This is a genomic window from Kitasatospora sp. NPDC091257, from assembly GCF_044757675.1.
GTDB lineage: Bacteria > Actinomycetota > Actinomycetes > Streptomycetales > Streptomycetaceae > Kitasatospora > Kitasatospora lactacystinica.
On sequence record NZ_JBIVVI010001081.1, the window covers coordinates 1 to 3,124 of the forward strand.

The following is a 3,124-nucleotide window of genomic DNA, read 5'->3' on the forward strand; positions in this document are numbered from 1 at the left end:
CGTGGCGGCGCTGGACACCACCATCACCGCGGAACTGACCACCACCGGCACCGACGCCACCCCGGGACCGCGCCGGCCGACCCGGTGGCCGTCCAGCCGGCCAAGCCCGTCGCACCGCGCCCCGTCAGCCGGCCCACCGAGACCGCCGAGGCCCAGGACGGCCCGCCGTGCCCCCGGTGCGGCACGCCGAACCTGCCCGAGCGGAAGTTCTGCCGCCGCTGCGCCGCGCCGCTGACGCCCACCGAGGCCGCGCCGAAGCTGCCCTGGTGGCGCACCCGCTGGCCGTTCCGGCGCCGGGTCCGGATCGGAGGCTCGGGCAACGCGCTGCGCCGCACCATCGCGCTGCTCGTGCTGATCGCCGTGGTGGTCGCCGGGATCCTGCTCTACCCGGCGGGCAAGGTCGCCTTCCAGGATGTGCTGGACAAGCTCCGCAAGACCGCGCCGATCACCCCCGCCGCCACCTCGGCGAGCGCCGCCGTCGAGGGCCATCCGGCCACCTTGGCCGACGACGGCCTGAGCAACACCTACTGGGGCGCACCCGCGATCGGGGACTCCGTCACCTTCTCCTTCCGCACCCCGTTCCGGCTGGTGGACCTGATCATCCACACCGGGGATTCCGTGGACCCGCAGCACTTCCAGCAGCAGGCGCGCCCCGTCGTCCTCGCCCTGGAGGTCACCGAGAAGGACGGCACGGTGCACACCCAGCAGGTTCCGCTCAACGACCAGCCCGGCCCGCAGACGGTGCAGACCGGGATCAGCGACGTCACCCAGGTGAAGCTCACCGTCCGGGAGGCCGCCGGCACCGGCCCGGGCCGCGCCATCGCACTCTCGGAGGTGGAGTTCTTCAAACGCACCTGAGCCCCGGTCCGCCCGGCCCGCTGTGACGTCGCGGTTCCAAGGAGTTCCTCATCTGCGCCGCGTACGGTCACCCGTCATGGCACAACGGCGGGTGGTGGCGGGCATGGGGAAGCTGGGGCACGGGACGCGGCTGGTGGCGGTGAGCGTGATCGCCGGGGTGGTGGCGGCGGGGACGGTGCTCCCCGCGGTGGCGGCGGTCGGGCTGGGCGCGCAGTCGGCGGCGGACGACTTCGAGAGCCTGCCCGACGACTTCAGGACCCCGCCGCTGTCCCAGGCCTCGACCGTCCTCGACGCCCGGGGCGGCACCATCGCCACCGTGTACGACCGGGACCGTACGGTCGTCCCGGCGGAGCGGATCTCCCCGCTGGTGAAGACCGCGCTGGTGGACATCGAGGACAACCGCTTCTACGAGCACGGCGCGATCGACCTCAAGGGCGTGCTGCGCGCCCTGGACAAGAACGCCTCCTCGGGCACCACCGCCCAGGGGGCGTCCACGCTGACCCAGCAGTACGTGAAGAACGTCTTCGTGGAGGAGGCGGGCGACGACCCGCAGAAGGTCGCCGAGGCGCAGCGGCAGACCGTGGGCCGCAAGATCCAGGAGCTGAAGTACGCGATCAAGGTCGAGGAGACCCTGAGCAAGGACCAGATCCTCACCAACTACCTGAACATCACCTTCTTCGGCGAGAAGGCGTACGGCGTCGAGGCGGCCGCCCGGCGCTACTTCGGCGTGCACGCCGCGGACCTCACCCTGCCGCAGGCCGCGCTGCTGGCCGGCCTGGTGCAGTCGCCGACGGGCTACGACCCGGTGGTCAACCCGACGGCGGCGAAGGAGCGGCGGGACACCGTGCTGCGCAAGATGGCCGCGTACGGGCACATCACCCAGGAGGAGGCCCGGCAGGCGATCGACTCCCCGCTCGGGCTGAACGTCCAGGCGCCGCAGCAGGGGTGCATCCTGGCCAAGCAGGGCGAGGGGTTCTTCTGCGACTACGTGCGCGACGTGGTCCTCACGGACCCGGTCTTCGGGAAGTCGGCGGCCGAGCGGCAGGCGGTGTGGAAGCGCGGCGGCCTGCAGATCCGCACCACGCTCGACCCCGGGGCGCAGGCGGCGCTGCAGGCCTCGGTCACCGGCCACGTCGACGCGGGCGACCAGGCGGCGACCGCGATGAGCATCGTCCGGCCGGGCACCGGGGAGATCCTGGCGATGGGCCAGAGCCGGCCGTACGGCGTGGACGACAAGCAGCACCGGACCCAGATCAACTACAACGTCCCCAAGGCCATGGGCGGCGGGCTGGGATTCCCGACCGGTTCGACCTTCAAGCCGATCGTCGCGGCGGCGGCCCTGGAGGGCGGCATCCCGGCGGACCAGAGCTACACCACCGACTACAGCATGCCGTGGCCGGCCATGACGGACTGTTCGGGCGGCCGGTTCCCCTCCGCCGGGCAGGTGCACAACGACAGCCAGAGCCTCACCGGCCGGTTCGACATGAAGTCGGCCATGGCACAGTCCGTCAACACCTACTTCGCGAAGTTGGAGGCCGACACCGGCCTGTGCTCGGTCGCGCGGATGACCGACAGGCTGGGCATCACCCAGCAGGCGGGCGGCGAGAAGCTCCAGGTGGTCCCGTCGATGACGCTCGGCAGCAACGACCTGACGCCGCTGGGGATGGCGGCCGTCTACGCGGCCTTCGCCGCCCACGGCACGTACTGCGCGCCCACCGCGATCACCTCGGTGACCGGCCCCGACGGCAAGCAGCTCGCGGTGCCGCAGGCGAACTGCTCGGCGGCGATGTCGGCCGGCACCGCGGACACGGTCAGCGCGATGCTCAAGGGCGTGGTGGAGGACGGCACCGGCCGGACGGCCGGCCTCACCGGCCGGGACAGCGCGGGCAAGACCGGCACCACCAACGACAGCCGCCAGGTCTGGTTCGTCGGCTACACCCCGGAGATGGCGGGCGCGACGGTGGTCAGCGACACCGACAACCCCAAGCCGCTGGACGGTCAGCGGATCGGCGGCACGGTGGTCGGCCAGGCCTTCGGCGGCACCCTGGCCGGCCCGATCTGGCGCGACGCCATGGACGGCGCCCTGGCCGGCACCCCGGCCGGAACCTTCACCCCGGTGCAGCTGCCCTGACCCGGCGGCCCGGCGGCCCGGCGGCCCGGCGGCCCGGCGGCCCGGTGACCCGGCGGCCGTGGCCCCCGGGCCCCCGGGGCCCCGGGGCGGGGGGCCCGTGCCCCGGCGGCACCCCGAGAGGGGCCCACAAAGGGA

2 protein-coding genes are annotated in these 3,124 nt (G+C 73.3%); both read left to right on the forward strand.

Annotation, left to right across the window (positions count from 1 at the left end; all coding sequences use genetic code 11):
* On the forward strand, positions 1-858 hold an 858-nt coding region (locus ACIQOV_RS34590), incomplete at its 5' end, for an NADase-type glycan-binding domain-containing protein (RefSeq protein ID WP_401054801.1).
* A 76-nt stretch (positions 859-934) separates the two neighbouring features.
* Positions 935-2,989 (forward strand): transglycosylase domain-containing protein, encoded by a 2,055-nt coding sequence (locus tag ACIQOV_RS34595; protein WP_401054803.1) that lies wholly within the window; start codon positions 935-937, stop codon positions 2,987-2,989.
* Positions 2,990-3,124 lie beyond the last annotated feature (135 nt).